General features: G+C 53.6%; 37 protein-coding genes and 1 tRNA gene. 11 read left to right on the forward strand and 27 right to left on the reverse strand.

What is annotated here, in order from left to right; genetic code table 11:
- Positions 1-14 precede the first annotated feature (14 nt).
- The gene (speA, locus tag IPI63_RS00545; RefSeq protein WP_214080228.1) at positions 15-1,958 is read right to left on the reverse strand and encodes a biosynthetic arginine decarboxylase; all 1,944 of its coding nucleotides are present in this window, start codon (positions 1,956-1,958) and stop codon (positions 15-17) included.
- 311 nt (positions 1,959-2,269) lie between these two features.
- Between speA and IPI63_RS00550 the strand changes: the two genes are divergently transcribed.
- Positions 2,270-3,307: a deoxyhypusine synthase gene (locus tag IPI63_RS00550; RefSeq protein ID WP_292476042.1), complete on the forward strand. Its 1,038-nt coding sequence runs from the start codon at positions 2,270-2,272 to the stop codon at positions 3,305-3,307.
- 39 nt (positions 3,308-3,346) lie between these two features.
- On the opposite strand, the gene IPI63_RS00555 is transcribed toward IPI63_RS00550, so the two are convergent.
- The 20 genes from IPI63_RS00555 to IPI63_RS00650 all read right to left on the reverse strand — a co-directional run bounded on the left by IPI63_RS00555 (position 3,347) and on the right by IPI63_RS00650 (position 13,366).
- Positions 3,347-3,913, reverse strand: coding sequence for a hypothetical protein (locus tag IPI63_RS00555; RefSeq protein WP_214066139.1), 567 nt, complete (start codon positions 3,911-3,913; stop codon positions 3,347-3,349).
- Positions 3,914-4,010: 97 nt separating this feature from the next.
- Positions 4,011-4,196, reverse strand: a complete 186-nt coding sequence (locus IPI63_RS00560; protein WP_214066138.1) for a CooT family nickel-binding protein — start codon at positions 4,194-4,196, stop codon at positions 4,011-4,013.
- 20 nt (positions 4,197-4,216) lie between these two features.
- A tRNA-Arg gene (locus IPI63_RS00565) sits at positions 4,217-4,291 on the reverse strand.
- Between the two features lie 10 nt (positions 4,292-4,301).
- Entirely contained in the window at positions 4,302-4,664 is a 363-nt protein-coding gene (locus IPI63_RS00570) for a prefoldin subunit beta (RefSeq protein ID WP_214066137.1), read from the reverse strand.
- Complete coding sequence (locus IPI63_RS00575) at positions 4,661-4,888, reverse strand: KEOPS complex subunit Pcc1 (protein ID WP_214066136.1); 228 nt, start codon at positions 4,886-4,888, stop codon at positions 4,661-4,663. The genes IPI63_RS00570 and IPI63_RS00575 overlap by 4 nt, the downstream gene beginning before the upstream one ends.
- Complete coding sequence (locus IPI63_RS00580; RefSeq protein ID WP_214066135.1) at positions 4,885-5,295, reverse strand: hypothetical protein; 411 nt, start codon at positions 5,293-5,295, stop codon at positions 4,885-4,887. The genes IPI63_RS00575 and IPI63_RS00580 overlap by 4 nt, the downstream gene beginning before the upstream one ends.
- Positions 5,295-5,432 (reverse strand): DNA-directed RNA polymerase subunit P, encoded by a 138-nt coding sequence (locus IPI63_RS00585; protein WP_214066134.1) that lies wholly within the window; start codon positions 5,430-5,432, stop codon positions 5,295-5,297. Before IPI63_RS00585 ends, IPI63_RS00580 begins: the two co-directional genes overlap by 1 nt.
- 3 nt (positions 5,433-5,435) lie before the next feature.
- Positions 5,436-5,717, reverse strand: coding sequence for a 50S ribosomal protein L37ae (locus IPI63_RS00590; RefSeq protein ID WP_214066133.1), 282 nt, complete (start codon positions 5,715-5,717; stop codon positions 5,436-5,438).
- Positions 5,718-5,732: 15 nt separating this feature from the next.
- On the reverse strand, positions 5,733-6,509 hold the full coding sequence (rrp42, locus tag IPI63_RS00595; protein ID WP_214066132.1) for an exosome complex protein Rrp42: 777 nt from the start codon (positions 6,507-6,509) through the stop codon (positions 5,733-5,735).
- Positions 6,502-7,254: an exosome complex exonuclease Rrp41 gene (gene rrp41, locus IPI63_RS00600; protein WP_214080230.1), complete on the reverse strand. Its 753-nt coding sequence runs from the start codon at positions 7,252-7,254 to the stop codon at positions 6,502-6,504. Before rrp41 ends, rrp42 begins: the two co-directional genes overlap by 8 nt.
- A 5-nt stretch (positions 7,255-7,259) precedes the next feature.
- The gene (gene rrp4, locus IPI63_RS00605; RefSeq protein ID WP_214080227.1) at positions 7,260-7,925 is read right to left on the reverse strand and encodes an exosome complex RNA-binding protein Rrp4; all 666 of its coding nucleotides are present in this window, start codon (positions 7,923-7,925) and stop codon (positions 7,260-7,262) included.
- Positions 7,926-7,943: 18 nt separating this feature from the next.
- Positions 7,944-8,642: a ribosome assembly factor SBDS gene (locus IPI63_RS00610; RefSeq protein ID WP_214064973.1), complete on the reverse strand. Its 699-nt coding sequence runs from the start codon at positions 8,640-8,642 to the stop codon at positions 7,944-7,946.
- A 2-nt stretch (positions 8,643-8,644) separates the two neighbouring features.
- A complete protein-coding gene (psmA, locus tag IPI63_RS00615; RefSeq protein WP_214064974.1) occupies positions 8,645-9,418 on the reverse strand; it encodes an archaeal proteasome endopeptidase complex subunit alpha in 774 nt (257 codons plus the stop codon).
- On the reverse strand, positions 9,390-9,887 hold the full coding sequence (locus tag IPI63_RS00620) for an Rpp14/Pop5 family protein (RefSeq protein WP_292476047.1): 498 nt from the start codon (positions 9,885-9,887) through the stop codon (positions 9,390-9,392). Before IPI63_RS00620 ends, psmA begins: the two co-directional genes overlap by 29 nt.
- A gap of 38 nt (positions 9,888-9,925) precedes the next feature.
- Complete coding sequence (locus IPI63_RS00625) at positions 9,926-10,603, reverse strand: RNase P subunit p30 family protein (protein ID WP_292476049.1); 678 nt, start codon at positions 10,601-10,603, stop codon at positions 9,926-9,928.
- Positions 10,600-11,016 (reverse strand): RNA-binding domain-containing protein, encoded by a 417-nt coding sequence (locus tag IPI63_RS00630; protein ID WP_214064977.1) that lies wholly within the window; start codon positions 11,014-11,016, stop codon positions 10,600-10,602. Before IPI63_RS00630 ends, IPI63_RS00625 begins: the two co-directional genes overlap by 4 nt.
- A 30-nt stretch (positions 11,017-11,046) precedes the next feature.
- Positions 11,047-11,634 carry a 50S ribosomal protein L15e gene (locus IPI63_RS00635; RefSeq protein WP_292476051.1) on the reverse strand — a complete coding sequence of 196 codons (588 nt, stop codon included), beginning with the start codon at positions 11,632-11,634 and terminating at the stop codon, positions 11,047-11,049.
- Positions 11,635-12,100: 466 nt separating this feature from the next.
- Complete coding sequence (locus IPI63_RS00640; protein WP_292476052.1) at positions 12,101-12,373, reverse strand: winged helix-turn-helix domain-containing protein; 273 nt, start codon at positions 12,371-12,373, stop codon at positions 12,101-12,103.
- A gap of 178 nt (positions 12,374-12,551) precedes the next feature.
- The gene (locus IPI63_RS00645; RefSeq protein WP_214064425.1) at positions 12,552-12,770 is read right to left on the reverse strand and encodes a hypothetical protein; all 219 of its coding nucleotides are present in this window, start codon (positions 12,768-12,770) and stop codon (positions 12,552-12,554) included.
- A 122-nt stretch (positions 12,771-12,892) separates the two neighbouring features.
- Positions 12,893-13,366 carry a hypothetical protein gene (locus IPI63_RS00650; protein WP_292476054.1) on the reverse strand — a complete coding sequence of 158 codons (474 nt, stop codon included), beginning with the start codon at positions 13,364-13,366 and terminating at the stop codon, positions 12,893-12,895.
- A gap of 236 nt (positions 13,367-13,602) precedes the next feature.
- Between IPI63_RS00650 and IPI63_RS00655 the strand changes: the two genes are divergently transcribed.
- Positions 13,603-14,292 (forward strand): YkgJ family cysteine cluster protein, encoded by a 690-nt coding sequence (locus IPI63_RS00655; protein WP_214083680.1) that lies wholly within the window; start codon positions 13,603-13,605, stop codon positions 14,290-14,292.
- Between the two features lie 19 nt (positions 14,293-14,311).
- Here IPI63_RS00655 and IPI63_RS00660 read toward each other — a convergent pair whose 3' ends face one another.
- From IPI63_RS00660 to IPI63_RS00670, 3 genes are all read right to left on the reverse strand, one after another.
- Positions 14,312-14,998, reverse strand: a complete 687-nt coding sequence (locus IPI63_RS00660) for a phosphoglycolate phosphatase (RefSeq protein ID WP_292476056.1) — start codon at positions 14,996-14,998, stop codon at positions 14,312-14,314.
- An 84-nt stretch (positions 14,999-15,082) separates the two neighbouring features.
- On the reverse strand, positions 15,083-15,826 hold the full coding sequence (locus IPI63_RS00665) for an MBL fold metallo-hydrolase (protein WP_292476057.1): 744 nt from the start codon (positions 15,824-15,826) through the stop codon (positions 15,083-15,085).
- A gap of 83 nt (positions 15,827-15,909) precedes the next feature.
- Positions 15,910-16,284: a cupin domain-containing protein gene (locus IPI63_RS00670; RefSeq protein WP_366850829.1), complete on the reverse strand. Its 375-nt coding sequence runs from the start codon at positions 16,282-16,284 to the stop codon at positions 15,910-15,912.
- Between the two features lie 335 nt (positions 16,285-16,619).
- Between IPI63_RS00670 and IPI63_RS00675 the strand changes: the two genes are divergently transcribed.
- From IPI63_RS00675 to IPI63_RS00685, 3 genes are read left to right on the forward strand one after another with little or no spacing between them, the layout of a single operon-like run.
- Positions 16,620-17,864, forward strand: coding sequence for an adenosylhomocysteinase (locus tag IPI63_RS00675; RefSeq protein ID WP_214080279.1), 1,245 nt, complete (start codon positions 16,620-16,622; stop codon positions 17,862-17,864).
- Positions 17,865-17,882: 18 nt separating this feature from the next.
- A complete protein-coding gene (locus IPI63_RS00680) occupies positions 17,883-18,968 on the forward strand; it encodes a phosphotransferase family protein (RefSeq protein ID WP_292476059.1) in 1,086 nt (361 codons plus the stop codon).
- A gap of 12 nt (positions 18,969-18,980) precedes the next feature.
- Complete coding sequence (locus IPI63_RS00685) at positions 18,981-19,997, forward strand: THUMP domain-containing protein (protein WP_292476062.1); 1,017 nt, start codon at positions 18,981-18,983, stop codon at positions 19,995-19,997.
- A 166-nt stretch (positions 19,998-20,163) separates the two neighbouring features.
- Here the strand turns inward: IPI63_RS00685 and IPI63_RS00690 are convergent, their stop codons facing one another.
- Together IPI63_RS00690 and IPI63_RS00695 are read right to left on the reverse strand one after the other, a co-directional pair.
- On the reverse strand, positions 20,164-20,406 hold the full coding sequence (locus IPI63_RS00690) for a winged helix-turn-helix domain-containing protein (protein WP_214065480.1): 243 nt from the start codon (positions 20,404-20,406) through the stop codon (positions 20,164-20,166).
- Positions 20,407-20,784: 378 nt separating this feature from the next.
- Positions 20,785-21,360, reverse strand: a complete 576-nt coding sequence (locus tag IPI63_RS00695; protein ID WP_292476063.1) for a DNA-binding response regulator — start codon at positions 21,358-21,360, stop codon at positions 20,785-20,787.
- 122 nt (positions 21,361-21,482) lie between these two features.
- Here IPI63_RS00695 and IPI63_RS00700 point away from each other — a divergent pair, with 122 nt between their 5' ends.
- The 5 genes from IPI63_RS00700 to rpl12p all read left to right on the forward strand — a co-directional run bounded on the left by IPI63_RS00700 (position 21,483) and on the right by rpl12p (position 24,461).
- Positions 21,483-21,938 carry a transcription elongation factor Spt5 gene (locus tag IPI63_RS00700; RefSeq protein WP_013720297.1) on the forward strand — a complete coding sequence of 152 codons (456 nt, stop codon included), beginning with the start codon at positions 21,483-21,485 and terminating at the stop codon, positions 21,936-21,938.
- 11 nt (positions 21,939-21,949) lie between these two features.
- Complete coding sequence (locus IPI63_RS00705; protein WP_214065476.1) at positions 21,950-22,426, forward strand: 50S ribosomal protein L11; 477 nt, start codon at positions 21,950-21,952, stop codon at positions 22,424-22,426.
- Positions 22,427-22,510: 84 nt separating this feature from the next.
- On the forward strand, positions 22,511-23,143 hold the full coding sequence (locus tag IPI63_RS00710; protein ID WP_214065475.1) for a 50S ribosomal protein L1: 633 nt from the start codon (positions 22,511-22,513) through the stop codon (positions 23,141-23,143).
- Positions 23,144-24,121, forward strand: a complete 978-nt coding sequence (locus tag IPI63_RS00715; RefSeq protein WP_292476069.1) for a 50S ribosomal protein L10 — start codon at positions 23,144-23,146, stop codon at positions 24,119-24,121.
- Between the two features lie 22 nt (positions 24,122-24,143).
- Entirely contained in the window at positions 24,144-24,461 is a 318-nt protein-coding gene (gene rpl12p / locus IPI63_RS00720) for a 50S ribosomal protein P1 (protein WP_214065473.1), read from the forward strand.
- A gap of 91 nt (positions 24,462-24,552) precedes the next feature.
- Here the strand turns inward: rpl12p and mc1c are convergent, their stop codons facing one another.
- Complete coding sequence (gene mc1c, locus IPI63_RS00725; protein ID WP_214065467.1) at positions 24,553-24,825, reverse strand: chromosomal protein MC1c; 273 nt, start codon at positions 24,823-24,825, stop codon at positions 24,553-24,555.
- Positions 24,826-24,964: 139 nt separating this feature from the next.
- Between mc1c and IPI63_RS00730 the strand changes: the two genes are divergently transcribed.
- Positions 24,965-25,507, forward strand: coding sequence for an adenylyl-sulfate kinase (locus tag IPI63_RS00730; RefSeq protein ID WP_214065466.1), 543 nt, complete (start codon positions 24,965-24,967; stop codon positions 25,505-25,507).
- The last annotated feature ends 74 nt before the right edge of the window (positions 25,508-25,581 follow it).

Raw genomic sequence — 25,581 nt, forward strand, 5'->3', positions numbered from 1 at the left:
CTCAGCCCCGCCCCTCAATATTTCAGGACGCTGCAGCCCATATCCCTCTCCGTCTCTTTCCTCTTTGCCTGCTTTCGAGGGCGGGTTATGAAATAGGTATAGCCCTTGAGGGTGCGGTTCAGCTCGGCCTCGATCTGCTCCAGCTCCCGCCTTTGGATGCTCTCCTTTCTGGTCACACACTGGTCCATGATCTCCCAGATGTAATCCTTGGTCTCGTAGTTGAAGAAATCAAGCAATTTTTTGCAGGTGTCGCCCTCCACCTTCTGGCAGATGTACCACTCGCTCTCATCTGTCATGACATGCACCTCATGAGCACAGCCCAGAAGGTTATGGAAATCCCCCAGGGTATCCTGATAGGCTCCCAGGAGGAAGATGCCCAGATAGTAGTCCTCATTCTCCAGCAGGGTATGCATCTCCAGGTACTCCAGGCCCTCGCTATCCCCGGCATACCTCTTGATCTCCCCATCTGAGTCGCAGGTGATATCCACGATCCTGCCCCGTTCGCTGGGCATCTCATCCAGGCGGTGCAATGGTATGGTGGGAAATATCTGCTCTACCCCCCACATGTCAGGAACGGACTGGAAGAGGGAGAAGTTGCCGATGTACTTCTGGCTGACCAGCTTCTTCAGCTCCAGGAACTCATCCGACTCATCCCCTGCCTCCTTGGCCAGGAAGGCCGCCTTCTTGCAGACCATCCAGAATAATGTCTCTCCCTTGGCCCTCTCCTCGAGATCTATATTGCCCAGATTGAAGGAGTCGTAAAGCTCATCTCTGTACTGCAGAGCATCATGGTAGTGCTCTTTGTAGTTATCGATATTGATCTCCTTGAAGGCGCTGCATAGGTCATCGATCTGGATGGGGGCCTCATCATCAGGAGGATGCAAGGGGGAGCTTTTGGCGTTCTTCCGGCCGATGATCTTGAAGATCAGCAAGCTGTGATAGGCAGCAATTGCCCGGCCGCTCTCGGAGACTATAGTGGGATAGGGCACCTCCTCATCATCGCAGATCTTCTGCACTGTATAGACCACATCATTGGCATACTCCTGCAGAGAGTAGTTGGCAGAAGAGGGGGTGGCGGTGTTCGAGCCATTGTAGTCTACAGAGAGGCCGCCACCCACATTCAGATACTTGATATCGCAGATCTTTCGCACCTTGGCATAGATCCTTGCCGCCTCGTTCATGGCGTTCTTGACTGTGCGGATATCTGTGATCTGCGAGCCGATGTGGAAGTGGAGCATCTTCAGGCAGCCCTTAAGCCCCCTCTCATCTAGGATTCTCAATAACTCCAGAGCCTCGCTGGTGGAAAGGCCGAACTTGGCAGACTCCCCCCCCGATTCCACCCACCGGCCTGAGCCCCGGGCGAAGAGCTTCACCCTCATCCCGACCCTGGGCACCACCCCCATGGCATCAGCGTACTTCAGTATATCATATATCTCCTCGAAAAGGTCTACCACTATGATTATATTATTTAAATTATGAACGCTCAGGGCGAGGCGGAGGTAGTCCTCATCCTTGTAGCCATTGCAGATCAAAGGAGCATCCCTGGGCAGGCCCAAGGAGAGGGCGGCTAAAAGCTCGGCCTTGGTTCCTACCTCCATGCCGATGTTATGCTTGGCCCCAAATTTGATGATATACTCGATAACCTCCTTTCTCTGGTTCACCTTCATGGGAAAGATGGGTTGATAGGTGCCGGAATAATCGAACTCTTCTATCGCCCCCATGAATGCTCCGGTGATCTCATCTATTCGATCTTCCAGTATCTGAGGAAAGCGGAGAAGGACAGGGAACTCCAGATCACGAGACTTCTCCATCTCCTCGATGAGATCCATGATGTCCACCGATTGCTCGGGACTCTTTTTGGGCAGTATAATGATATTTCCATTATCATTCACCGAAAAGTAGCCGTTGCCCCATTTCTCTATTCCGTACAGCTCAATGGAATCTTCAGTCGTCCACACATCTCTCCACCTCCTTCATCTGCTGCCCACACCTTCGGGCCTGAATAACTTCATCCACCTCTATGCTCTCTCCACCAGCCAAGATCGCATCACAGACATGCAGTTCAGCTTTTCCGTGATGCGGGGCCGATCCCTTCGAACCTTGCTAAAGAGATCTTTAAGGTATATAAAACTTCATGATGAAGGCGGAATGGACAATGAAATTTGATGGGGTATTGCGTCTTGACAGGGGAAAAAAGATATGCAGGAAAAGGATAGGGGGTGGGCCAGGGATGGATAATCTTTAAGAGTATTCAGGTCAATCCCCAGCCATGGAACACAATTATGATCACAAAGCGTTCTTCAATGGTGAGCGGATCAGGACGACGATACCCGTGAAGAATCGGGGCGTCGCTGAACTGGTTGGCGATATGGCCAGGATGGGCTTTCAGGGAGGCCAACTCGGCACATCCTTGCGCATTTGGGAGAAGATGATGGAGGAGGATGTCACCATCTTCTTGGGGTTGGCCGGGGCGATGGTCCCAGCAGGGCTGGGCGAGTTCATAGCCTATCTATTACGGGAGAGGAAGGTGGACTGTCTGGTGAGCACAGGGGCCAATCTGTTCCACGACCTGTGCGAGGGAATGGGGATAATTCACTTTCTGGGAAGCTGCAGTGTTGATGATTCCTATCTGAATGAGTGCAAGATCGACAGGATCTACAATGTCTTCGTCTCCGATACCGAGCTGAATAAGGCGGACAATTACATATCGGATTTCGTAAAGGGCCTGGACCGGGAGCGCCACTACTCCTCCCGCGAGCTGATGGAGATGGTGGGCAGAGATCTTCCAGATACCACCATCCTTGGCGCTGCTCATAAATCCGGCGTTCCCATCTTCGTTCCAGCCTTAGGAGACAGCTCCTGGGGCATAGGAATGGTCATGGCTCTGCGCGATGGCTGTCGGGTCTTGGTTGATCAGATCAAGGATGTGGACGAGATCACAAGGATCGTGGAGAGGTCTGACAAGACAGGGGTGATCTACATCGGGGGTGGTGTTCCCAAGAACTTCATCCAGCAGGCAGAGGTCATAACGGAGATGGTGGGCACCTATACCGGTGGCCACAACTATGCCATTCAATATACCACTGATTCCCCCCACTGGGGTGGGCTCTCTGGCTGCACATTTGAGGAGGCCGTCTCCTGGGGCAAGGTGAGAAAGGAGGCAAGCAAGGTGCAGGTCTTCTCCGATGCCACCATAACCGTCCCCCTGGTGGTGCAGGCTTTGCAGGCCTCAGGCCACAGGCGCAAGAGCTATCCGGTCTACAGATGGAGCGAGGGAGATTTAGAGCTGAGCTACAAGAGATTGTAGGATTCGCTCTAAGACCGGATTATATTAAAAAAAAAGAGTTCAGAGGCCTGTGGCAGCAGCAAGCTGCAGGCTCTGATCTCTATCATTATTGCCCTCTGTCAGCACCACCACATTAACATTGTTCCAAAGATAAATATATTTATAACTTTCGCTGTTTTGGATATGCCTGATCTCCAGAGCATCATGGCCGTTGACTGTGGCATTGCCAAAGATATCAAGGCCCCGGGAGAGCTGCCGGACGTAATCCCCCTGGGACCTGAAGTTATCGATGGCAGCCAGAGCCTGCTCCTCATCAGGTAGGCGGATGTAGGTGATCTTGGCATCATAAGGTATGCCGCCCTTGGCCTCCCATTGGTATATCCCAACGGAGATCTCAAGAGGCTCTATCTTTTTCTCTCCATAAAACTTGGTTATATACTCGGTCATATTAACACTGGGGTCCATCTCAGGGAGAGCAGCCAAAAGCTTGAATCCATCCGGTAGCATCGTTTTTGGAATATCCGGATTGGTTTTTAAGGAGCCTTCGCTCTCATCTGCTATGCAGCCCATCACCGATGCAATAAGCAGGGATATGGACAGCACACAAGCCATCTCAATCAGTCTCATGGCCTTCGGATCGATATTCAAGTCCATAAGCCTTGTGAGCCGAAGCAGATGCGGATTGGTGAGCAGGAGGGCAGACCTGAAAGATAGACCTGAAAGGTCATCCGATAATCGTCGCCGATTGGGACATGATATTCACCTCAGAGATCTTCCCCTCGACCTCCATGGAGTCGCCGAAGATGCTCTCTAAGATGACCTTTCCTTCATGAACCACCAATCTGACCACGCCCGTCATGACCTTATCCCGGACGCCACCTCTAAGGGTATAAACTGTCAGCTCGCACATATATCCTCTCAATGATAAGACGGACCCGGCGGGATTCGAACCCGCGACCCCCGGGTTAGAAGCCCGGTGCTATATCCTGGCTAAGCCACGGGTCCGCGAATTTGTCTAGCCGCCCTTGGGCGGCATCTGACCTAGCGACTGCTTAAGCTGCTCTTGAAGCTGGGTGAAACGCCCTTGAATGCGCTCCTCCTGCTTGACCATCGTCTTAAGCCTGATATCCATCATGTCCTTTCTCTCTTTCAGCTCCTCAGTCAGCTTAGCTTTATCCGCTCTGAAGAGAAGTTCGCCGACGCTCTTGTATATAACTGCGTCGTCCGGGCTCTTCTCCAGCTCTCTTAAAGCGGCATCGGTTTCTCTGATCAGGCCCTCGATCTGGGTCTTCTGAGTCATAACGGCCTGAGCCTGCTGCTGAAGCTGTTGAAGTTGAGCCAACTGGTTTTGTATCTGCGGGGGCAATTCGCCACTCATAAACTCACCATCTCAATTGCGATCTTGACCAATCTTATCCAGGTATTTAAGGCTGCCCGAAGGGAGACCACGTCCTCGCCTGAGATCTTCAATCGAACAAAGCCCGGTCCCTCGATCAGCTCGACCTGGGACCGGTGAGCTTCATCCTCCAGCTCCGGTGCCAGTGCATGATAGATCTCCCGGGGATGAGGTGTCTCGAAGACCAGCTCTGCCCAGCCCTTCATAGCCTTAGACTGAACCTGGTCCTGCCTTCGTCCATGAAATCGATCCTGCCAGATGCCACGGAAATCAATCTTGCCTTCCGATCGGGCGACTCCGACCAATCCAGCTCGAAGAACTGGGCAATCGCCTTCGATTCCGCCGCCATTCCTGTCACCACTGGCACCCCTCTCTTCATCCCTCTCATCGCCGGCTCCTCCAGCAGCCGGAAGAAGAGCAAATCCTCTCCTTCCGCCGAACGCTTGGCCAGGCCCTGGGGATTGCCATGATCCTCCACCACCACCAGCCAGGTCTCCCCTCCTGAGAGACCAAGCTTTCCCCGATTGAGATAGGGAAGGGAGAGGAACGCCGCCAGGGCTCTGCCAAACCTTCTCGTCTTGGCGGAGGGATCGCGCGAGGTGGTGACCAGCATCAGATGGCTTTTATCTTCTTGACCGTGGTGGGCCTCTCCTTCATCAGGATCCTATGGCCGCAGTAAGGGCAGCGTATGCCGCTATACTCGTAATCGATCTCCACGATCCTCTTGCATCTGGTGCACTTATAGGTCATCTTCTAATCCGCCTCAAGGCTCTTCTTGAGAGACCTCAAGACAGAGCGGCCCAAGGAGGTCTCAGGCAGGAAGGAGCCACCTGCAAAGGTATATCCGCATTTTCTACAGCTCCAGATAGCTGTGCTGGTCCTCCTTACTCTGTTCCTCCCGCATTGTGGGCAATCATATAAGGCCTTGCTCTTCTCCTCCAGATCAGCCACCAGCTTCCTTGATTTGCGGCCATACCTTGAGCTGAACCTGGCAGCCGATCTGCTCTTTCTTCCTTTTTTAGTATGCTTTGCCATGATCTTTACTTCCGTTTAAGCTTCCAGAAACTTTTCCCGGATTTCCCTCGCCTTCTCACATGCTATATCAATGATGCGGTAGGCCTGCTCAGGCTTGAGCATTCCTGTGCCGCCCTTCTGTATGCCGCAGATCTCCCCATTTGTGGTGGTGATGACGGTGAGCTTGGTGTTGGCTATCGCCTCCTCCTCCACCCCGGGATCGAACATCAACGCATCGGAAAATTCAATAGCTGTCGTGGCTATAGGAATATCTTTGATGGGCAGAATATAATCCTCGCCCAGGCCGAATCTCGAGGCAGGCACCTTGGTACATAAGAGAGCGGCTATTGCTCCCAGGGAGGCAGCATCGAGGATGTTTCCGCAGTCGTCAAGGATATGCACATCGATGAACACTATCCAGACCTGCTTTCCTGACTCGATGCATAGCGCCTCAAGGTCCACTGCCTTGGATTCGCGCACTCCCCGGTCGACCAGCCGGGCTAGCTCTATGCCCACCTCATTGGGTGGCCCGGGCTCGAATGAGGGTGATGCCAGGGGTACAAGCTCGGCATTGGTGATTATTACTCCCCGGTTGGGAGAGTCCTGGAAGGGCTCTCCAGGCTGCATCTTCACCCCCACCAGAACCTGGCTGGAGCCCAGCTTGACCAGAGCGCTGCCCTCTGCCTTGTGGATGACATCCCTTTCAATGGATATCTCCCGGTACTGATCGAAGCTCCGACCATCCATCCTCTCACCCTTGAGAAGAAGGTTATAGATGAAATCCTTCTTGATCTCGGAGATGACGCTACTCACAAAGATGCACCCCCTCTTGGCCTGGTGCTGCTGATATCTGGCTGTACTTCTCCACTAATGCCCTCCTTTGCAGCTCATAGATGTCTCGTGCCCCCTTCATGGCCATCTCCACTGCCTGGCGGAACTCTTCTTTGCTCAGATTGCCATCCATCTGCATCAGGGTTATATCGCCATTGGGCGTCATGGCAATGGGAAGATCGGCCTGGCCGAAGTTATCCTCCTCTTTCATTGGGTCCAAGACGATTGTGCCGCCAACCTTTCCCGCTGCGCATGAGGATATCATGCTCTTCATGGGGATTCCAGCATCGGCCAGGGCAACACTCGCTGCATTTATGCCTGCAGTTCTCGTTCCCGCATCCGCCTGAAGCACCTCCACGAAGACATCGATCACCGACCGGGGGAAAAATGAGGTAAGTATCACCGGCTCTAAAGCCTCCCGGCTCACCTTGGATAGCTCATAGGAGCGGCGATCAGGGCCGGGGCGCTTTCTCTCCTCCACAGAGAATGAGGCCATGTTATATCTGTAGCGCACAATGGCTCTTGTCACCTCCTGCAGATGCCTGGGGTGAACCTCTCTTGGCCCATATACTGCAGCTATTACCTTATTTCCTCCCATCTCAATATAACACGAGCCGTCAGCTCTGGCCAGGACTCCCGCCTCGATCTTCACCGGTCTGAGCTCATCTGCTCGCCGGCCGTCCAGGCGGAGTCCATCTTTAAAAAATGATATGTCATTCTCATCCATAGCGATCAACTTCTGGCCTTCTTCTCTGCCTTAAGGAAGTTCACAATCCTGTCCGTCAGGCCATTGGTGTGCGCTTCCTTCTCTATCAGGGCAATTGTCTTGAGCGCCAGATCCGTATCATCTGCACTGCCGTTGATCCAGATTCTGCCATTCTGACCAACGAATATGCTGCATTTTACCTCTTTTTTCAGCATGCTGATCATGGAGCCGCCCTTGCCGATGAGCCTGGGCACCCGGGTGTGGCTGATCTCTACGACCTGTCCCGTCCTGATCGGGCCCAGCTTTCTGTCATTTAGGGTTAGCTCCACCTTCATTGTGGGATCCACATCCTTCACCCGGGCCATAATGGAGCTGCCGATGCGCAGATATTTGGACATCTCATCCGATTCAATCCTCCTGGGAAACTCAGAGATGTGCAAAAGCCCATCATAAGGCGAGTTGATGTCCACGATCCAGTTGGAGAAGGTTACGTCCTTCACCACTCCTATTACATTATCCCCAGTTGCGGGCATATACTTCCCCGCTAGGGGTATGACATTTATCTTATCCCTGTAGTTCGCAAGTCCGTACAGCAAAGAGTAGACGTTTCCGTCCTTGACAAAAGTCCCCTCGCCCGACCTCTTGGCATCCTCAGAGAGAAGATCACCTGGTACCACCACCTTGCGATCCATGCGCTTCTTACTCCATCCTTAATGCTTAAGAAGCTTCGTCTCAGCCTCGCCCTTGGTCAGCCGGTTGACCAGGTCGTAAAACTCCGTCTGCATGCCTGCTGGTATCTGGATCACCCCGATCCAGGCGCCATTGTTCTGCCAGGATTCCCGGGTGAGCTTGCCGAAGGCGGAGATCTCGCCGTAGGCCTTAGGGGCATACTCCGGCGGGACCTTGACCGCCACCTCCACCTCCTCAAACCTTATGGGGATGAGGGGGCGGATGGCCTTCATCACCATCTTGACCAGCTCATCTGTGGATTTGGTGGGATCGATATTGACCCGGGCCTCAGTCATGGCCTGATCGATCCGCCCGGGTGGATGAGGCGTCTTGGTCTGGGGATTGATGGCATTTCTGGCGATGACCTCTATGACCCGCCTTCTCTTGTTCTCCAAGAACCTCTTCCTCTGCTCAGCAGTAAGGCTGATCTCTCCCTTTTTGATGATGACCGGAGCGATGGAGAGGGGATCGATGGTCCCGAAGGCCTTCTGAAGATCTTCTTCCGGGCTTCTATCCCCCCGGGAGGCGTTCTCGAAGACATCCTCCACTGCCAGGATATCCTCCAGGTTGACGCTGTCCCCCCTCTTCAGGGCAAGAGCGCCATCCGGGTCCACTAAAACCTCGAAGGTGGTTCCGTGGGCCTTCAGCCTGGCAGGAACGGCGTCATCCAGTCTGACCATCCTTATGCCTCTCCTTCTTCACCCTTGCCTGATTCGACCTTATTGGAAGCGACTGTTGCTTTCATGCGATCCACATACTCGCTGACCTCTTTTTCTGTCAGCTTATAGAATAGCTTATCAGAGAGCTTGATGATGCCGATCTCTGTGGTTGCAGCCTCCACCTTGCCCTCAGCTGCTCTATGGAGGGCCTCCAGGCCCAGCAGAATTGCCTCATCCAGTGTCAGGCCCTCTCTGTACTTCTCCTCGAATACCTCCATCACCGCTGCTCTGCCTGCCCCGATGCCGGTGGCCTTGTACTCCAGCAGAGCGCCGGAGGGGTCGGTCTCAAAGAGGCGGGCCCGATCCTCTTCTGCTCCGATGATGAGCAGAGCAGTTCCGAAGGGGCGCACGCCGCCATACTGAGTGTACTGCTGCTTGAAGTCGCAGATCTTCTTGGCCAGGGCTTCAACTCCTATCGGCTCATCATAAACCAGGCGATTGATCTGGCTTTCTATCCTGGCCCGGTCTATCAGCACCCTGGCATCAGCGACCAGGCCCGATGTGGCTGCGCCGATGTGGTTGTCTATCTGAAAGATCTTCTCGATCGATTTGGGTTCCATCAGCCGGCTGGTGATCCTCTTGTCCACCAGCACAGCCACGCCATCCTTAACCTTGATGCCTACTGCCGTAGTTCCTCTACGGACTGCCTCGCGGGCATATTCAACTTGAAATAGTCTGCCGTCAGGGCTGAATACAGTGATAGCCCTATCATAACCCATCTGTGGTGCCATCTGCATCCTCGTGTCCTCCACATAAATCAAAAGAGGTCAGTCCCAGGTATCTGGTATCTGATCCTTTGGCCCATTCGCTGTCATCTGGACAGAGATCGACCTGCAGGCCGTGGGTGCGAACAATGCACCCTGAAACTTCTTTCAGCTCGATTCTTCTTCTGTCGCGATCGCTGTTATTCTTACTTAGAGGTGGTAAATACTTTTCTGTGGCCGATTTGATCGTTCCCGAGACCCCTTTTACCAGCAGAGCTGTTCTGGTTCCCTGAATGGAACGAATTGAGGCCAAAGTGGCCCTGGTCTGCCTCGCGCGCCTGTGATGAAAACGCAGTATGCCTCGCCGGCCATCAAAGGAGATCAACTGGAGTCTGTTCTCTGCGCTGCCGGTCTCGCCAAAGAGGGAGCGCTGGCTGATCTGGATCTCTCTCATCAGATCCTGGCCCTCAATCTCCCCTTCAGCCTCCAGATCAAATATCATATACCTCCTCCTCATTCTGAGGACGGGCAGCCTGCTTCTCAAAGCAGCTCCACCCCTGGGCTGGGCCAGCATCGGCGGTTGAGGTCCAGAAGCCTTCCGACCAGAGATAGGGCCCGACAGGCCTCCTGGTGCTCAAAGCCCATCACCTCCGCCAAGGCGATGATATCACGGGGAGGGCGGAGGTCCAGGTGGGAGCGGGCCCCGGCAGTCAGCATGAGGCTCAGATCGAACTTTCTTGCCATAAGCAAGTTCCGCCCCACGCCCTCCAGCCAACGGGAGCGATGCCGCCCAGATAGAGAGAAGAAAGGCCTCAGATCAAATCCTATTGCCACCTGGTTTAGCTGAGCGGAGCGGGCGGCGGCTATGCTCAGAGGCCTGCGGCTGTTGCTGGGGGGGATCAGTATATCGACATTGGGATCCTCAGCCGTTCGGCGCACCATCTCCTCTGTTTGTGCCCTGACCAGGAGGAGGGGGTATCTCGCTCGCAAAGATGCAATCCGGCTACGGAAGGATCTGGTCTCCTCTGCCATCACCTCCGTTCCGATGACCACCTGAATCCCTCTTACCCTCTCTGCGGCCTCTGGCCGGAAGAGGCGGCGAGGCTCTGCATTGCATATCACAATTCCCCGGTAGCCCAGGCTCTTCGCTTTCAATGCCATGCGGCTAGCAGATGATGATCCCTCGGGATAGGCCCTGAGGCACTCATAAAAGCTCATATGAGTTCACTTAGGATCTTGATGGCCAGATCGCGATTGGAGGGGTAGGTCTTGACCAGGGCACACACATCCAGAGAGTCCCTCGAGTCCGTCAGGCGGAAGAGGCCCCTGTAGGCAGCCTGTTTGTCCAGACGGAGATGGAAGTGGCTCTTCCCCTCCAGACGGTCTGGTATCTCATGATGAAGACGAGAGCAGTCCTCTGCGGGAAGCTGCTCACGCAAAATTTGAAAGAAGGCCTGTGCCTCCTTCCTTCTCAGGCAGGCCTCAAGTATCTTTATCTCATTTCCGAAGTGGCCCAAAGCGGTATCTGAGGATATACTGTTCAGGGGGACGAAGATGCTCAGCGCTTCGCGCACGCGCTCCTCGTCCTCTGTAGCAGCCACAAAGGCCCGGATGGAGATCTTATCGATCAATGCCTCTCACTTGCCGGTCTGCAGCCTCTCTCACTTTCCTCTGCCACCATGGGCTCTGATGCTGGGCCTGGTCTTCTCGGTTCCAATGCCCTTGTGCCTTTGGCCCCTGCCCTTGCGGCCGGCGCTGGTCTTGCCCCGTGCTGCTCTACCCCGGTGGACATTCTCTGCCACCCAGCACAGATCCTTGTCGCTCTTGATGGATGTGGAATGGGGATCGACCAATATGACCTCGTAGAACTTCTGCTTGCCGTCCTCCGCCACCCAATAGGAGTTCAGAACCTCCATGTTGCGGTACCTTCTTCCTGCCCGCTCCTCAGCGATCCTCTGAATGGACTTGGCCATGGTGAGGGTATTGACTCCCATCTTGCTGGTCATTCTGTTTCTCTCATAACGGGATTTTCTTCTGCCGCCCCGCCTTACCTTGACACGCGCCACGATTATGCCCTGCTTGGCCTTGTAGCCGAGTGCTCGCGCCCTGTCCAGTCTGGTGGGCCTATCGATCTTCTGCACTGTGCTCTCCTGGCGCCAGGCCTTGAGCCTGCCCTGCCTCAGCGCGCCCACGTATCCCTCCCGAGGAGAGGACCAGGCATCGCCGATATAGCTGTAAAAAGATCTCATCTATCTTCACCTTGGCCGGTTCGACCTAATGGTCACATTCCGGATTTAGAGGGGAAAACGGTTGATAGGAGATAAATGTTTGCCAGGAATCAGTCGATTCCTGTGTATCAATTCAGGCTATGTCTTCCACTTTATGCTATTGCCTTTCATCTTCAGTATTCCTTTCGACTCCTGGGAGCAGGCTATCTCCTCTGCCACCAGGCTGGCATCGATCTCGAAGTGAATCTCTCGCCGGCTTCAAGAATGCACCTCTCGGCAAAGTCCTCAATACATATCCTCCCCTTCTCCGGATGCTCCACCAGCTCCGCGGGGCCAGCATCCTCCGGATCAACAAAGATGCAGACTGCGGGATCTTCAAGCTGCCGCCCATTGGCTCAGCATTCCATCTGACAAGCCTCATATGCAATGATCGAAATCAAAGGATCAGATGGAGAGAGATAGGGGACCACCTCAGTCCCATGCTATTTCAAACACATGAAAATAGCTTATTCATCTCGCTATGGAACTGATTAAATACTCTGGTGAGTTCAACTCCCTTAGGAGTGGTCTTGTATATGATCTTGGAGCCCACCGGGACCTTCTCTACAAGTCCATTGTTTATCAAATGCTCAATATAAGGCTTTGCACTGGCGGAATTCAAATTTGCCTGATAGACAATGCGGGTCTTGGATGCGCCATTCATGCACAGCTTCAGTATCTCAGATGTGATTATATCACTGGTTCTTCTCTTCGGTCTCATTTGACTTCAACCTCATTCTATTGATGTGATTTGGGAAGTGATATAGACGATTATGTTCATTCTGATCAGGATACTGTACAGATGCATCTTAATAGAGATAAAAATCGATATTAAGAATGAATAGGCTATCCAAAAATTATTATATATTTAAAATTGGCGATCTATCTTCTGATAAGAATTAAGTAGTCACATATGCCATGCTATCCTCCAAGACAGCCTGATTGGGGTCGCTATGGCTGGGATGCACTTCCAGGCCAAGCAGCTGCAAAAGGCCGCTGCAGCCCAGATCCGGGGTCTGCCCGGCTGAAGACCGATCGTTCAGCATTGGGCGGGGAAAGAGAATCCGGGCATTGCTTCCACTGAGGGTCTCATCCAAACGTGGGGGTGATGCCAACATTGTGGCAACTCCAACCGCAGGAGAGCTCCAACTGCAAGGCGACTCCATCGGCAGCACAATCAGCCTGGTCTGCCCTCTATGCGTATGGCTCTTGGAAAAAACGATCAGCAGGCCTGAGATATTCAGGCCAGGACCGGTGCCACATCAGCATGGCTGCGGCTCTTCTCCATGGTATCCTCCAAAGCAACCCGCATCTCCTCTTTTTGCCCCTCCTCGAACTCCCCATTCTCCAGAAGGTCCTCCATCATGCCATTTAGAACATCGTCCATCACCTCCATCTTGGCGTAGAGCCTCTGCCTTTGGGCCTGATAATAATTGATCTGCATCTGCAGGACGCGGTTGGCAGTGGCGAGATCATTTCCCAGCAGATCTGAGAGCTCATCCTCAGCCCCCTTTGCAGCGTCTTTGATCTTATTGTACAGCCCCAGCCAGTGAAGGATGGTGCTCGATTCCAGCTTCTGCAGCCGGGGCATCATCCTCCCAAACCTCTGGGAGAGCTTGATCAGATCCTCATTGGCAGATCGAATGGCATCCTGATTTGCTGAAATGCGGGATGCAAGCTTGAAAATTTCTGAATTCTTGGATATTTTGGACATCTATATCACCTAAGTCTGAAATATCATCACAGAGCTGGTAAGATCGACCATCTGAAAAGAGATAAAGACAAGCCGCGCGGGGCGAAAGTGTCCATGCACCCGGCATCGATGCACTGCTATCGAAGTATCGGCGCAGCATGGAGTGTACTGGTATCGATGCATCGATGTCGATGTGCCCAGTATCGATGGCATAAATGGTATTAATAGCTGAAAATTAGAAGGGGGCAGGATTGGAGATGAGAGAGCCCAGGGATCGGATAGCTCAAGTGCGCAGACTCTGTCATCAGCTCTGCTCATCCTCATGTGTCGAGGAGAAGAGACAGGAGCGGCATAAAGAGCTTCTACAGAAGCGGCCCCACTGGTCGGTGCACAAGAAGGAAGAGCAGTTCCGCCAGATAGCTTTAGGAGAGAAGGTGCCCTTTGATATCTCCCTTCCCCTGCCAGCCAGGGATGAGAGAGAGGGCTCTGAGCTGGGGGTGAAGCTCTTCTGGGAGCGGTTCCGCTGCCAGCAGTGCGGACTGTGCTGCTATACCCCCGGCGCCGGCTTGATCCTGGAGAGGGAGGACTTCGATAGAATTGCATCCAAGATAGGGAGAAAGAGGCTCAAAAGCCTCTCTAGATATGACAAAACCATCGATGCCTGGATTCTCAAGCAGCCCTGCCCGTTTTACGATCAGAATAAGAGAGGCTGCAAGATCTATGAGATCCGGCCCCAAACCTGTCGCAAGTATCCTCTCCATCCTCCCTTAGCCCAGCTGCCATACAACCTGGCGGTGGACGCCTTCTGTCCCGCCGCCCGCCTCCTGGCCAGGGAGACCCTGGAATGGTGGGTCATCTGCGAGAGCCACTGGGCAGAGCTTTTAGCCAGGATGGAGCAGTCAGGAGAGGACTCCTCCTCGCCCCAGGATGGCCGAGATGATCGCTAAGATGATCGCTAAGATGATCTTACGGGAGCAGCCCCTCTCCGATCATATAATCCACAATCTCGGCGAAGCCCTCGCCGAAATCCTTTTTGGCCACATAATCTGAGATCTCCTTCAGACCAGGGCTGGCATTTCCCACAGAAGCCCGAAAGCCCGCCCGCGCGAACATCGGCTGATCGCTCATGCTATCTCCAATGGCCGCAAACTCAACCGGATCCAGATTCATGTGTTGGGCTATTTTAGCCAGGCCAGTTCCCTTGTTCACCCTTCGATCCTTGATGTGCACGGCAAAGGCGGAATCGACGATTTCCACCCCCAGCTCGAGCTCCTCTGCCCGCCTGACCAAAGCCGGCAGATCGAAATCATTCTTCACGATGACATCAGTGAAGCGGTACTTGTGCCGGGAGGATTCGTACTTTTTCAGGGCAAACTCCTCCGAGAGCCTCTGGAAAGCAGCCTCGCAGATCCTCTGATCGGCCAGGACCTCCATCACCCCATCAGAGTAGGATAGAACTCCACCATTCTCGGCGATGAATATCCTGGGGGTGCCGAGGAGTATGGATACTGTCCTGGAGAAGCAATGGGTGTTGCCAGTGCTCAAGATCACCGGCACCTTCAATCCTCTCATGGCCTGCAAAGATGCCGGGCAGAGAACTCGATTCATATCGGTCAGGGTGCCGTCAATATCGACAGCCAAGGCCTTTATCATCCCATCTCCATTGTCAGCCTATCTCCTTCATCATCCATCTCCATCGCTATTGAAGCTCATTTTCATGGTATCTCGCCCGATCGATCAGATCTCTATGATCATCATATCCCAGCCCACAATGGTGGGGGCTCCAGCGAGCTCTATCACCTGCTGGGCCATCTCATCCTCATGACCCTCCGTCTGGGGATACAGATGGGTGAGGACTACCCGTTTCAGATCATAATTGCTGAGCATGTTGCCCAGTCTCATGGGGGTGGTATGGTTGCTGACATCGAAGGGCTCGGGAAATGAGCACTCGTGGATGAGCAGGTCTGAGCCGTCTGCGAGAGCTGCCACCCTCGCCGAGGGCTCGGTGTCCCCCGAGTAGACGACCACCTTCTCCTCCTTCTCCAGCCGGTAGGCCAGGGCGGTGATGCTGTGCTGAGCATCCTCGGCAAAGATATCAAAGCCCTTGAGGGATAGGGAGTCCATGGCCTTGAGCTCCTGCACCTTATACTCCATCCCCTCCAGGTTGGGATAGGCGGAGTGGATGATATCGAGCCATTCTCTCGTCCCTGCGGGGCCGAATACCCTCAATCCGGATAGGCCTGAGAGATGGCGGCTATTGGCCAGGGCGAGAAGATCGTGCACATGATCCAGGTGCAGATGGCTGAGCAGCACAGTGTCGATCGCCTCCAGACTAGCTCCCACCTGATCCAGGCGCAGGAGGGTGCCTGCACCGCAATCGAGGAGGAGGGGCAGATCGTTCTCTATCAGTATTGCTGCCTGGGAACGCCCCGGCTGGGGGATGCCGACGCCTGTGCCGAGGAGAGTTATCTTGAGGCTCATCACATTACCTTATCTGAATTCATTACCTTATCTGCATTATTTACCCATTACAATATTTGACTTATTTCCATCATGATCCAAAATTACGATCGAATCATAACCAACAGCATCTTGAATCTGCTGGTTGCCTTGAGGGAATGAGGCTCGCCCGCGGGCAGGATGATGAAGTCTCCCCGGGCCAGATTGTAGGCCTTTCCGGAGATTGTGATCTCCGCCTGGCCATCGATTATATGCACCAGGGCATCAAAGGGAGCAGTGTGCTCGCTCAATCCCTGGCCAAGATCGAAGGCGAAGATGGTGGCCGTCCCTGTGCTCTTGCGGATGATCTCCCGGCTGACCACAGAGCCCTTCTGATATGCTATCAGCTCTTCAAGCTTCTCCACCTTTGGTGTTGTTTTCTGATTCTCCTTTTGGTTCTCCTTCTCTATCAATTGGATTCCTCCTCGCTCGCAGATCATCTTAACAAATCCTTGAGCCCTGGCTTTCCCATACATCTTCCTGTCCAGGGTCAAAAGGCTTACTTCTCCCCTCCTGAACGCAGAAGGAAAAAGGGAATCATAAAATGAGATTCTATTCTCCAGGGCAATATCATATGCTGGCGTACTGAGATCGGCGGAGGGAATCATTGTGCAGGAGTGGATGAATTCCAGGCATTTAAAAAAAGAGAAGGGTCCATGGCCGGGGCGGATTTGGAAGCATCTGGAAAAGCCGGGGTTGGGTTTAAGTAGCAACAAAGCGATCAATCACGCCAGTTAGACTAAGAAATTTAAAAGGTGATATTTTGCAGGAGAGCGTGATCAAGGATCCCAGGCTGGCAGGGGCAGGGGAGAAGCGCATCGAATGGGCCCGCAGGCATATGCCGGTACTGGAGAAGATAAAAGAGGAGTTCGAGAGGGAAAAACCTCTCAAGGGGGCAAGGATAGTTGCCTGTCTGCATGTGACTGTGGAGACAGCCAATCTGATCACCACCCTGGTGGCTGGAGGGGCAGAGGTGGCAGTGACCGGCTCCAACCCCCTCTCCACTCAGGATGATGTGGCCGCCGCCCTGGCTGCCCGGGGCCTCTTCGTCTATGCCTTCCGGGGGGAGGATGAGAAGGAGTACTACGAATGCATTAAACGGGCCTTGGAGCTGGAGCCCAATGTCAGCCTGGACGATGGCGCAGACACCATCGCCATAATCCACAAGGAGTATCCGGAGCTGGCAGCACAGATGTTTGGCGGCTGCGAGGAGACTACCACCGGTGTCGTCCGCCTGCGGGCCATGGCCGAGGACGGCGCCCTGCTCTACCCGGTGATAGCAGTCAACGATGCTGAGACCAAGATGATGTTCGACAACCGCTATGGCACAGGACAGAGCACTCTGCACGGCATCATGCAGGCCACAAACTTCCTCTTCGCCGGCAAGACTGTGGTGGTGGCAGGATATGGCTGGTGCGGACGGGGATTTGCCATGCGGGCCCAGGGGCTGGGAGCAGATGTCATCGTCATTGAGATCGAGCCGCGCAAAGCTTTAGAGGCAGCAATGGACGGCTACAGAGTGATGCCCCTCTCTCAGGCTGCACCCCTGGGAGACCTCTTCGTCACCCTGACCGGCAACATCAATGTGATCAGAGAAGAGCACTTCGCCCTCATGAAGGACCAGGCGATAGTAGCCAACAGCGGCCACTTCAATGTGGAGATAGACATCCCCGCCCTGGAGAGGATGGCCAAGGAGAAGAGCGAGGTTCAAGACAATGTCACAGAGTATAAGCTCGACGACGGCCGACGGCTCTATCTGCTGGCAGAGGGCCGGCTGATCAATCTGGCTGCAGCCTACGGGCACCCGCCAGAGGTCATGGATATGTCCTTTGCCAACCAGGCGCTCTCAGTGCGTTATATCGTGGAGCACGGAAGGAGCCTGGCCAGGTCTGTCTACCCGGTGCCGGTGGAGATAGACAGGAGGGTGGCTGAGCTCAAGCTCGCCTCCATGGGCCTGGAGACAGAGAGGCTCACAGCAGAGCAGGAGAAGTACCTGCGCAGCTGGCAGATGGGAACCTGAAGAAGATGGGGAACGAGAATGGACCTAATGAGGGAGAATCTGGAGGCCTATCTCAAGAGCCTCTACGGTAAGGAACTATCCATCCTATCGGTACGAAAGCTGGGGGAGACCATACCCACAGCTGAGGATGTGAAGGGATTTGGATATGGATCGCCACTGATGGTGGACTATCAGCTGCCGGGGAGTAGGGGATCCTGTGTCCTTTCCACTATGCGGGTGCAGCACGGCTTCGGCCATGACCACTTCTCAGATCGGGCGAGGATACTCATCTGGCAGAACGCCACGTTCTCCCACCTCCCCAAGCACGTCCGATCTGTGGATGTGGGCTACTTCACCCCGGATGGGAGGCTGGTATCTGCCGGGGATGCCAGGGAGTATTTTCTCCTCATGGAGAAGATCGAGGGAAAGGAGTACTTCTTCGACCTGGAGAGGGTCAAAGAGGGGGGGGCAACGGAGCTGGATCATCAGAGGGTCATCGCCCTCTCAGATTACCTGGTCCAGATCCATGCCAATAAGAACGACTGCCCGCCGTTATATCAGCGTAAGATCAGAGAGACTGTAGGGGACGGAGAATGCATATTCGGCATCCTGGACGACTACCCGGATAGCTCCTCTTTTCTTGATCCCGATGAGCTGCAGGAGATAGAGAAGATCTGTGTGGAATGGCGCTGGAGGCTGCGCAGCAAAGCCCACCGCCTATCCATGGTCCATGGCGACTTCCATCCCTGGAATATCATGTTCCGGGAGGGCACCGATTTCACCGTCCTTGATCGCAGCCGGGGGGAGTGGGGCGAAGCGGCGGATGATATCACTGCTCTGGCTATGAACTACATATTCTATTCTGTGCAAAAGAGCCTCCGCTTAACTGGAGACCTGAAGGATCTCTTCGAGCTATTCTTTGAGAACTACCTGGAGAAGACCGGCGACGATGAGCTCTTGGAGGTGATCGCCCCGTTTTTTGCCTTCCGGGCGGTGGTGGTGGCCAGCCCGACCTGGTATCCATTGCTCTCTGATGATGTTCGAAGGACCATCTTCAACTTCCTGGAGAACGTCCTGGCATCAGAGAGATTCAATTACCGGGATGTGAACGCCTACCTGGACTAAAAAAATGAAAAAATGAAGAGCTATGCCTTCGAGCTCTCTGGAGAGCACCAGTCCCTGCCCAGATGTGAGGCCTTGGCATTGGCAGAGGTCTTCTCCGGCTGCTATCGCGAGCAGTGCCATCTGGAGCAGTGCTTGATCATTGAGGCCGAGGGCTTGGATGTTCAGGCTATGGGAAGGCGTCTGGCCATGACCCATAGGATCATTGAGGTCATGGCCGTGTGCGATGCCGATCTGAAGGCCCTTTCAAGATCTGTTGCCCACCTCTCCCTGCCGGACAAAAGCTATCGCATCAGGGCAAAGAGAATCCGGAATGCCACCCCCGCTGCGGATGTTGTGGAGCACGAGATCGGAAGGGTGCTCTTTCAGAGGGGCTTTCGGGCAGACCTGAAGAGGCCGGAGCTGGAGTTGAGGGCGATCATCACCGGCGGGAAGATCGTCCTGGGGACGGAGGCCGCGAGGGTGGATCGAGGCTCATTTGAGGCCCGCCGGCCTCATCTGAAGCCTTTCTTTCATCCGGGGGTGCTTATGCCCCGCATGGCCCGCGCTCTGGTAAATCTGACCGGGGTTCGAGAGGGTGAGCGGCTCCTCGATCCATTCGCCGGAACCTGTGGAATTCTGGTGGAGGCCTGCTTGATGGGCATAGAAGGCCTGGGAATCGAGGCGCAGAAACGGCTGGTGAAAGGAGCTTTATGCAATCTGGCAGATCTCAATTGCACACTGCTTTTGGGCGATGCCAAACGACTTCCTCTGAAGGACGCCAGCCTTTCTGCTGCTGTTCTGGACACGCCCTATGGGAGGTCCGCCAGGATACTGGCCTCATCCAAAGAGCGCCTCCTAAAGGAGAGTCTGATTGAGCTGTTCCGGGTGATAAGACCGGGCCGGAGAATGGTTATCGTGGCCGATGGCCCCATTGAGCCTCTGCTGGTCGGTGCCGGTTTTATTATTGTTCAGAGGCATACCGATCGAGTGCATAGGAGCCTTACCCGCCATATATTCCTCTGCCAGAGAAAGGATGGGGAGTATTTCTGAAGGAAGAGGCATGGGCAATGCATATCTTCCAGATAAATTTTTAAAACTTTATGAAGCGAGCACAGAGAGTGGAATGGTCGCCTTAAGAGACTGACTTGCTGCCCGTGCCAGCTCGCACTGCGCTGCAAATCAGTGCACGGCGGAGATATCAGATATCGAATGCTACCTAATATATCTCTCTTTGAATTGCTTTAAGGCTCCCCAGCAGCTCTTCGCCCTTTTCAGTGGTCTGATAGATTAGATTAGGCTCTCTCTTGACGTTTATCAGCCCTTTCTCCGTCAGGAGCTTGAGATACGGGTCAACCGTTCTGAAATTGAGGTTCGCCTGGTATACTATCTTGGTCTTGTTCGCTCCCTTTGTACAAATAAACAATATCTGAGATATAATTAAATCCCTACTCCGCTTCATAGACTTTCCCTCTTTTTTTTATAACTTTTTTACAAGTTTGAGACAATTTTACCTTAAATTGCCTAATTTGCTGCAGTCAGCAATAGTAATATGATCCAAAATAGGATATAAATCTGGTGGACCAAAGATATGGTAAAGAGATAAGGATTTTAATTAAGAAAAATAGCTAAGCTTTTGCGCGATCACCTGCTTATTGGGAGGAGAGGAACTGAGAAGAAGTGGAGGGCGGAGGTGAACGGAGGAGTGGATGGGGGATTGTACAGGAGGGGTGGCTGAGAGGTTGGATAGAGGAGTTGAAGGGATGAAGCAGCGGAGAGAGAAGGAAGGGGAGAGGACTGGGATAAGATAATTGCACATTAAAGGCTTAAGGCAGAGGCACTAAGCCTCTGCAGCTTCATAATCGGTATCTATAGTATCTTGGAGACCATCCTCGGTATGAACGGTAACCATGCGCTCAGAGACATCCTGATCGGAGAGGATCTCCAAAAACCGTTTTGTGTAGCCATCTCTCTCCGATGCCTTCTGGCTATCGAAGATATTTCTGTATTCCGAGATTGTGGAAGGAGCTACGCGAAGGGCTTCTGCCATGTCCTTGACCGATCTGCAGGCTTCAGTGAGGCGGATGAACTCCCCTTTATCGAATGGCGGCTTCAGATCTGTCTCCCGGAAAAGATGGAGCTTTATTCTAGCTCTGCTGACGGTTTTATTGAGGGCTCTGTCACCAAGCTGCTCAGCAATCTCAGTATCGCTCAGTCCCTTGTAGAAGAGTCTTACCACAGAGGATAACTGTTCCGGAGTCAGTTTCGTCTGAATGTTGTACTGCTTTATCATCTCCCTGACTACTTCCAAAAGGGCCTGCTCAATCTCGCTGCTTCCCCGGAGGCTTCCATGCCGGGTAGCCTGCTTTTCCACAACCTTGGTGGTGGCGCCAATCTTCAGTACGAGGTCACGCAATTGATCAGTCCTGCCACTCATTTTAGATACTCACCCCTCAACAATCACCTTAACTTATAGTATAAAGAGATTTCGATTGATTACAAAGCTTTTTATAGGCGGCCCTCGTCTAAGAGGGCGAAATGTCCGAGACCAGCATATATGTTGTAAAGACCACTGCTAACCAAGAACGATCAGTGGCCAACATGATCGCCCAGATAGCGCGCAAGGAAAAGTATGATATAAGGGCACTGCTGGTTCCAGATGTGCTGAAAGGCTACGTACTTGTGGAATCACCAGCCCCTGAGATTGTAGATCAGGCGATTCAGGGAATACCACATGCGCGTTCTGTGATCAAAGGGGCCTCAAATATCGGAGAGGTCGAGCACTTTCTCACCCCCAAGCCCGCTGTAATAGGCATCAATGAAGGTGCAATCGTTGAGCTCATATCCGGGCCGTTCAAGGGAGAGAAGGCGAGGGTGAAGCGCGTGGACCTTGCTAAAGAAGAGATAACTGTAGAGCTCTTCGAGGCCATGGTGCCCATTCCCATAACAGTGCGGGGAGATCATGTGCGCGTTCTCAGCAAAGATGAAACTTAGAGGTGGTTTATTTGGCTAATGTTGTAGAGGCATTGGTCCCTGGCGGAAAGGCCAGCGCGGGACCTCCATTGGGACCGGCCCTTGGACCTTTGGGTGTAAACGTTGCCCAGGTGGTTGCCAAGATCAATGAAGAGACAAGTGATCTCAATGGGATGCAGGTCCCAGTGAAGGTCATTGTGAAGTCCAGAACGGAGTTCGAGATCGAGGTCGGCACGCCGCCCACATCGGCCCTGATAATAAAGGAGGTCGGTGAAGAAAAGGGCACAGGCGACAGGACGCCAATCGGAGACCTGAATATGGAGCAGGTCCTGAAGATCGCGAACATCAAGAGAAAGGGCCTTCTATCCAAATCGCTCAAAAATGCCGCTCGCGAGGTAATAGGCACTGCGGGATCGGTTGGGGTGACTGTGGATGGCATGTCCAGCAAAGATGCCCAGCAGGCAGTGGCCAGCGGCAAATACGATGAGATATTGGAAGCGAAGGCTTAAATATAGTGTTATAATCTGAAATTTGATTCTCTTTTTTGAGAAGCCGTAGGAGACCATGAGAGTCGCAGACTACGGAGGGTTGAAATGAATATCGAAGAAGCTGTAAAGCAGGCTATCACTGAGGCCCCTGCCAGGAAGTTCGCTGAGAGCGTGGATCTGGCGATAAACCTTCACAACATCGATCTATCCCTGCCCGGGAACAGGGTCGATGCCGAGGTCATCCTTCCCCACGGCATTGGCAAGCCCATCAAAATCGCTGTGTTCGCTGCCGGGGAGACTGCCCTGCGTGCCAAGAGCGCTGGAGCTGATCGGGTGATCTCCGGGGAGGAGATCCAGGACTTTGCCGACGACAAGAAGGCGGCACGAAAACTGGCCGATGAGTATAGATTCTTCATTGCAGAGACTCAGTTCATGCCTGTTATAGGTAAGAGCCTGGGCTCAATCCTGGGCAAGAGGGGCAAGATGCCCACCCCCCTGCCACCAACACAGGATGTAGCCCCACAGGTGCAAAGGCTGAAGAACATGACCCGGATAAGGTCCAGGGATAAGCCGACCTTTCACCTGTCTATTGGGAACAGAGATATGAATACCAAAGAGCTGGCTGAGAATATTGAGGCGGTTGTGGTCAAGCTGGAGCAGACCTTGAAGGATGGTCGGCATAACCTGAAGTCGGTTTACGTCAAGACCACCATGGGTCCTTCCATAAGGGTGATCTGAATGGCAGGACAGGTTCGTCACACTGCCCACATCCCTGAGTGGAAGATAAGAGAGGTCGAGGAGCTCGTCGATAAGATCAGCAAGAGCAGAGTGGTCGGTGTGGTGGGTCTTCGCGAGATCCCTGCTGACAGCCTGCAGAAGATGAGAGGGGATCTGAGGGAGAGCGTGGAGATAAAGGTGGTGAGAAACACCATCGCTCGCCGTGCCCTGGATGCTTCCCCGGCTGAGATAAGACCACTGGCCGATTTCATTGAGGATCAGACAGCACTGATCTTCAGCGATCTGAATCCCTTCAAGCTCAGCACCATATTGGAGAAGGGCAAGCAGCCCATGCCCATCAAGGCCGGCACCCTTGCCCCCAAGGATATTGTGATTGAGGCTGGTGAGACCTCCTTCTCTCCTGGGCCCATGGTCGGCAAGCTGCAGGCCGCAGGCATACCGGCGGCTATCAAAGGCGGAAAGGTGGTCATAAATCAGAAGATCACTCTGGCCAAGGAGGGAGAGGTTGTTCCTGCCAGGATAGCAGAGATCCTGAAGAGCATGGAGATCTTCCCCAGGAATGTGGGCCTGGAGCTGAGGGGGGCCTATGAGGGTGGATTGATATTCAGGTCCAGTGATCTAGCCATAGATGTGGAGGGCCAGGTCGCCAAGATGAGCGAGGCTTCGGCCAGAGCATTCAGCTTTGCAGTGGAGATTGGATATCCCGCGCCGGCTACAATTGGACCCATTCTGCAGAAGGCCCAGGCCAAGTCCAGGGCTCTGGTGCTGAATACAGGAATTATCGTTCCCAGCATGATGGAGTTCATTCTGGCCAGGGCGGCAGCAGATGCCAGAGCCATTGCCAGCCTTGCCAGCGGAGAGAAGGCTCCAGTGGCGCCCCAGGCCACAGCAGCGCCCGCTGTCGAGGAAAAAGAAGAGGAAGAAAAGAAGGATGAGGAAGGAGACACCGCCGCAGGATTTGGTGCTCTATTTGGTTAAATCTAATTCGAGGTTGATATAAATGGAATATGTATATGCCGCATTGCTGCTTCATAGTGCAGGTAAGGATGTCACTGAAGAAGGAATCAGGAATATAGTCACAGCCTCTGGTGTGGCTGCTGATGATGTCAGGATCAAGGCCCTGGTGGCCGCTTTGGAAGGGGTAGATATAACTGCAGTCCTCTCCCAGGCTGCTGCTGTTCCAGTGGCCGCAGCCGCTGCCCCCGTCGCTGCTGCAACTGCCACTGCTGCCGCCGCTCCCGCCGCCGAGGAGGAGGAGGAGAGCAAAGAGGCTGCAGAGGAGAGCGGCGTGGAGGGGCTGGGCGCCCTTTTCGGCTGAGCTTTCTGAAGCTGCTTTTTTTCTTTTTTTTTAAAAAAATGGGTTTCTACTGGCGAGCGTTCTTCAGTCTTACAGGTCCGGGCCTGAGATGTTAAATATCCTCCAGCTTTTCTACTCCCAGCTTCCTCACATTCGGCTTCCATATGCTGGCAGGCATCCAGTCAGGGGCGTTGGATGGTTTGGGCACCTGAATCCTCTCCCCTTCGAATATGTGAACCTTCTTCGTCCCCCTCTCCCGGAGGCGAATATCGGTGAATCCCCGGTTGGCCGCCTTTAAAGCTGCTTGCCTTGGCTGTTTGCCTGAGAAGACGCCTATCTCATTGCCCTCTTTATCCCTCAATGCGAAATTCCTTTTCTCTGCCATATTTTGCCTCCATTTATCCATATGCATTGGGCTTTATGCCTTGCAGCATGCCTATATATCGATTGATCTTATATTAATCTTTTGTTTGATTTCAGGGGAATGGAATGGTTTATCATTCCGGCGATAGATCAGATCCAATATGGCATGGGTAATGTGGTTCACCGGCCTTCCCGGCAGCGGGAAGACCACCATTGCGATGGAAGTGAAAGAGAGGCTGCAGGAGAGAGGGATAAAGGTCAAGATCCTCCAACTGGATGAGATCCGCAGAGTCATCACCCCAGTGCCGAAGTATACTGAGGAGGAAAGGGATATCGTCTACGCCAGCCTGGCCTACATGGGAAAGATCCTGGCAGAGGAGGGGATAAACACCATCATAGATGCTACTGCCAACAGGCGTCGCTATAGGGATCTGGCCAGGAGGCTGATCCCCAACTTCGCTGAGGTCTTCATCCGCGCTCCATTGGAGGTATGCATGGATAGAGAGGAGAAGAGGGATGCAGTCTTCTCCCCCAAAGGGATCTACAGGAGGGCAGGGAGAGGAGATACCACCATCCCCGGGGTTGATGTACCCTATGAGGAGCCGATATCACCTGAAATTTGGGTCGATGCTGCCAGATCCAGCCCTCTGGAGAGCTCAAACCACATCGCCGATCGAATTATTGAGCTTTATGGAGCAGTCTGATCCGGCCAGGCGGACGGGCAACAAGGCCGGCAGAACCACCGGCAACCGGATCGATGACAGATCGGCATGATCCA

It is taken from the genome of Methanothrix sp., assembly GCF_016706325.1.
Taxonomy (GTDB): domain Archaea; phylum Halobacteriota; class Methanosarcinia; order Methanotrichales; family Methanotrichaceae; genus Methanothrix.